This window comes from Candidatus Thermoplasmatota archaeon, assembly GCA_029907305.1.
Classification (GTDB): Archaea; Thermoplasmatota; E2; order DHVEG-1; family DHVEG-1; genus JARYMC01.
Genome location: JARYMC010000098.1, coordinates 1 through 4,861 on the forward strand (window position 1 = coordinate 1; position 4,861 = coordinate 4,861).

The following is a 4,861-nucleotide window of genomic DNA, read 5'->3' on the forward strand; positions in this document are numbered from 1 at the left end:
ATACATATAAGCGATATTACATTAAAATCCTGGCAGATATCTGAAGATTTAATATACTTTTGTATAGAAGGATATAACTCAAAGGACTCAAGTATAACTAATAGCAGATTCTTATCTACAAATGATCTTGGCTCTATTGGACTACTTAGTTTAGGTTCATACAGAGACAATTCAGATAATACAATTACTGGAAACAGTTTAGATATCATTTACATTTTCCTTGGTAAACAAAACATAATCTCAAACAATATTTTAAAAACACTTATAATTGAATATTCAAATAAAAATTATATTTTTAGTAACACTGTTTCTCATGGAAAAGGCATGAGTATACAGGGTTCTTCTAATATTATATATAGTAATAATATTGAAAATGATAACGAAAATGGAATAATTCTTGTAGGTGCAAAAAACCTTATTTATGATAACACCATCTCAAACAACAACGGTATTTTACTCTATATTTCTAATAAAAATATAATAACCAATAATAAAATAAAAAACAACAATTACGGTATTTATCTTGATTATGATGCTCTTTTAAGGAGATATTGTAAAGATAATAAAATATATCATAATAACTTCATCGAAAATACGCACAATGCATATGATAGTTCATCAGAGGATTGTAATAATAAGTGGTATTCAACTCTAATTCATGAAGGAAATTACTGGAGCGACTACACTGAAGATGATGCAAACGGAGATGGAATAGGGGACACACCGTATAACATTCTGGGTGGAAACAACAAAGATCTATATCCTCTAATTAAACCGTGCAGCGGTAGTTCACAGCAAAGCAGCCCATCACCAGAAAGTCAACCCAGCAGCCAAACAAATAGTCAACAATATAGCGCTATTCAGCAAACAATAACTGGTTCGACTATAACTATCAAATAATTACTAACTGCTAAATCATCTTATCTCTTCTTATTTTCATTTTTTTGTAAAAACTTTAAATTAGTGGATAATAGTTTGCTCTGTATATGACTTATTACGTTTTTAAGGATAAAAAAGGAGAAAAAGTACGGGTTGGCAAAATTGTTTGTTTAGCTCGTTCTTACAGGAGACATGCTGAGGAAATGCATACCAATGTAACTGAGGAGCCTCTTCTTTTTCTAAAGCCTGCTAGCTCTGTTATTTTCGATGGTGATTCTATAATCATTCCAAAGATGTCGAAATGTTTACACCATGAAGTTGAAATGGGGATAGTTATTGGTAAAAAATGTAAAGAAGTACCACAAAAAAATGCTTTGGATTATGTTCTTGGTTATCTCGTTTGTTTAGATATTACTGCTAGAGATATTCAGGATAAAGCAAAGAAAAACAGTTGGCCTTGGACTATAGCTAAAGGTTTTGATACTTTTGCACCTATCAGTGATGTCGTTTTAAAAGATAAAATCAAGAATCCTAACAACCTTGATTTATCGCTAAAAGTGAACGGAAAGGTTAGACAGAAGTCTAACACAAAATATATGATTTATTCTGTTGAACGTATCATAGAGTTTGTTTCTGGTATTATGACTCTAGAAAAAGGTGATCTTATTATGACTGGTACTCCTGAGGGTGTTGGTGAGATAGCTGCAGGAGATGTGCTTGAGGCTAAGTTTGGTGATTTCTGTTTTTTAAAAGTTGATGTTAGGTAATATTTGGAAAAAGTTTTAAATCAGAATTATATTGCCTGAACGAACTTGTTATTTTGAGGAGGCAAAAAAATACATGAAAGAGGTTGTAATAGTTTCAGGTGTTAGAACAGCCCAGGGTAAGTTTGATGGTGCTTTAAAGGGTTTTTCTGCTCCGCAACTTGGTGGTATTGTTATAAAAGAGGCTGTGAAAAGAGCTGGGTTAGAACCAGCTGATGTAAACGAGGTAATTATGGGTAATGTTGTTTCTGCAGGTCTTAATCAAAATGTTGCAAGGCAAGCGGCTATAGCAGCGGGTATTCCTTATGAGGCTGGTGCTTTCCATGTGGATAAGGTTTGTGGTTCGTCTCTTAAAGCAGTGATACTTGCTGCCCAAGCGATTAGGTGTGATGATGCAGAAATTGTTATTGCTGGTGGAATGGAGAGTATGACAAACTGTCCGTATATTCTTGATAAAGCTCGTTTTGGTTATCGTCTTTTTGATGGTAGAGTAATAGATGCAATGGTTAATGATGGACTTTGGGATGTTTACAACAATTTTCATATGGGTATGACTGGTGAGATTATAGCAGAAAAATATAATGTGACTCGCGAGGATTGTGATAGGTTTGCATTGTGGAGTCATGAGAAAGCAGCAAAGGCTACGGAAGAAGGTAAATTCAAAGAGGAGATTGTGCCTGTAGAAATCAAACAGAAAAAAGGGGATTCTATTATTTTTGATAAAGATGAGGGTATTAGGAAGGATTCGACTCTTGAAAATCTTGCTAAGCTTAAACCTGTTTTTAAAGAAGGCGGGGTTGTCACAGCAGGTAACGCATCTCAGATTACAGATGGTGCGTCAGCTGTTGTGGTGATGAGTAGAGATAAAGCAAAAAAACTTGGTGTTAAACCACTTGCTACAATCAGAGGGTACAACACTGTTGGTGTTAAACCAGAGTATGTTATGGAGGCGCCTGTTCCTGGTGTTAGAAGTCTTTTGAAAAAGATGAATCTAACAATCGATGATATAGATCTTTTTGAGCATAACGAGGCTTTCTCATCTGCATCTGTTACTTTGATGAAAGAGGTAGGGATACCAAAGGAGAAGTTTAATGTTCATGGTGGTGCTGTTGCTCTTGGTCACCCGATTGGTAGTAGTGGTTCGAGAATACTTATAACTTTGATGTATGCTATGAAACAGTACAATAAAAATAGAGGTCTTGCAACGATTTGTCTTGGTGGTGGGCACGCTGTTTCAATGGTAATTGAGAGGTGAAAATGAAAATGAAGGTTAACAAACTAGGTGTTGTTGGTGCTGGTCAAATGGGACATGGTATAGCTCTTGTTGCTGCACAAGCTGGTTTTGATGTAATCATTCGCGATACCACTGATGATTTTGTTAAAAAAGGTATGGGTAAGATTGAGAAGTTTCTTGACAAGAGTATTGAGAAAGGTAAGATGACAGTTGAGGATAAAAAGAGGATTCTTGGTCATATAAAAGGTACTACAAAACTTGATGATTTGAAAAACGTTGATTTAATAATAGAGGCGATTTTTGAAAACGTTCAAGCGAAAAAACAGTTGTTCAAAGAGCTTGATAGTATTTGTAAAAAAGAGTGTGTCTTTGCTTCTAATACTTCAACTATACCTATTACTGATCTTGCATCAGCTACTAGTAGACCTGAGAGATTCATTGGTATGCATTTTATGAACCCTGTTCCTCTTATGAAACTTGTTGAGGTTATTCGTGGTCTTAAAACAGATGATGAGACAACCAAGTTAATAAAAGAGCTTTCTGAAAAAATGGGTAAAACACCTGTTGAGGTAAACGATGGACCAGGTTTTGTTTCTAACCGTCTTTTGATGCCTATGATAAACGAGGCTATCTATTGTTATATGGAGGGAATTGGCTCTGTTGAGAACATTGATAATGTTATGAAGCTTGGTATGAATCATCCTATGGGGCCTCTTGAGCTTGCTGATCTCATTGGTCTTGATGTCGTTCTTAATATCATGACTGTTTTGTATGAGGGTTTCAATGATTCTAAATACAGGCCTTGCCCGTTGTTGAAGAAGATGGTGCAGGCTGGTCAACTTGGTCGTAAAACAGGTAAAGGTTTTTACAACTATAACAAATAGGGAGGATAAAAAATGTCGTACGTAAATATATTAGTTGAAAAGAAAGAGGGTATTGGGATAATAAAAATTAATAGGCCTAACAATTTGAATGCGTTAAATAAGGATACAATAGTTGAGTTGACGAAGGCTGTTGAAGATTTAGAGAAGGACAAAAACATAAAGGTTGCTATATTAACTGGTGAGGGGAAAGCGTTCATCGCTGGTGCAGATATTAAACAGATGAAGGATATGGATCCGTCTGAGGCAAAAAAGTTTGCTGAGATGGGACACAACCTTTTGATTAATATTGAGAAATCACGTCTACCGTTTATTGCAGCGGTGAATGGTTATGCTCTTGGTGGTGGCTGTGAGGTTATGATGGCTTGTGATATATGTATAGCTGCGGCTAGTGCAAAGATTGGGCAACCTGAGATTAATCTTGGTATACACCCTGGTTTTGGTGGAACACAGAGGCTTCCGAGACTTGTTGGTCGTATGAAAGCAAAAGAACTGCTGTTAACTGGTGATAGTATTGATGCAAACGAGGCGTATCGTATAGGTTTGGTGAACATTGTTGTGCCTGATGATAAAGTCATGGAGGAAGCAGAGAAATTAGCTAGTAAAATAGCTGGTAAATCAGCTGTGCAGACATCTTTTATTAAGTCGTTGGTGAATAAGGGGATGGATGTTGATTTTGAGAAAGCCTGCTCGATGGAGATATACTATTTTTCTAGGAGTTTTGAAACGGAGGATCAAAAAGAAGGCATGAGTGCGTTTTTAGAAAAACGAAAACCTGTTTTTAAGGGAAAATAATGGTAATGATTAGGATATGATTAGTGATATCAATTTTTAATATTATACCTATTATAATAAAGTGGTTGTAGTAATTTATTATTTTGTTGTTTTTGTTTTATAGGTGTAATTAAATATATAGTTATAGAGTTAGAGAAAAATATGGGAAAGATGATTTAACCGTATCTTTTTTTATTTTATACAAATTTTTTAATATTTATAATCTATAGTAGTTGGATTTCAAATAAAGTTAACAATGTTAAAAAAAGCGGGCGTGTAGGCATTGGGACAGAATTAACTAGGTCTCATTCTTACAGTAAAAATGTTAT

5 protein-coding genes are annotated in these 4,861 nt (G+C 35.0%); all 5 read left to right on the forward strand.

Features of this window, described 5'->3' with window-relative positions; all coding sequences use genetic code 11:
* A partial coding sequence (locus QHH19_06690; GenBank protein ID MDH7518010.1) for a NosD domain-containing protein occupies positions 1-900 on the forward strand: 900 nt, incomplete at its 5' end.
* A gap of 86 nt (positions 901-986) precedes the next feature.
* A complete protein-coding gene (locus QHH19_06695) occupies positions 987-1,646 on the forward strand; it encodes a fumarylacetoacetate hydrolase family protein (GenBank protein MDH7518011.1) in 660 nt (219 codons plus the stop codon).
* Between the two features lie 73 nt (positions 1,647-1,719).
* Positions 1,720-2,898, forward strand: a complete 1,179-nt coding sequence (locus tag QHH19_06700; protein ID MDH7518012.1) for an acetyl-CoA C-acetyltransferase — start codon at positions 1,720-1,722, stop codon at positions 2,896-2,898.
* 8 nt (positions 2,899-2,906) lie between these two features.
* Positions 2,907-3,761 carry a 3-hydroxybutyryl-CoA dehydrogenase gene (locus tag QHH19_06705; protein MDH7518013.1) on the forward strand — a complete coding sequence of 285 codons (855 nt, stop codon included), beginning with the start codon at positions 2,907-2,909 and terminating at the stop codon, positions 3,759-3,761.
* A gap of 12 nt (positions 3,762-3,773) precedes the next feature.
* On the forward strand, positions 3,774-4,553 hold the full coding sequence (locus QHH19_06710) for an enoyl-CoA hydratase-related protein (protein ID MDH7518014.1): 780 nt from the start codon (positions 3,774-3,776) through the stop codon (positions 4,551-4,553).
* Positions 4,554-4,861: the final 308 nt, after the last annotated feature.

Bases quoted from the DNA above. Each gene is read 5' to 3' on its own strand.
- QHH19_06705 (MDH7518013.1), top strand. From the start codon at position 2,907: ATGAAGGTTAACAAACTAGGTGTTGTTGGTGCTGGTCAAATGGGACAT.
- QHH19_06710 (MDH7518014.1), top strand. From the start codon at position 3,774: ATGTCGTACGTAAATATATTAGTTGAAAAGAAAGAGGGTATTGGGATA.
- QHH19_06700 (MDH7518012.1), top strand. From the start codon at position 1,720: ATGAAAGAGGTTGTAATAGTTTCAGGTGTTAGAACAGCCCAGGGTAAG.
- QHH19_06695 (MDH7518011.1), top strand. From the start codon at position 987: ATGACTTATTACGTTTTTAAGGATAAAAAAGGAGAAAAAGTACGGGTT.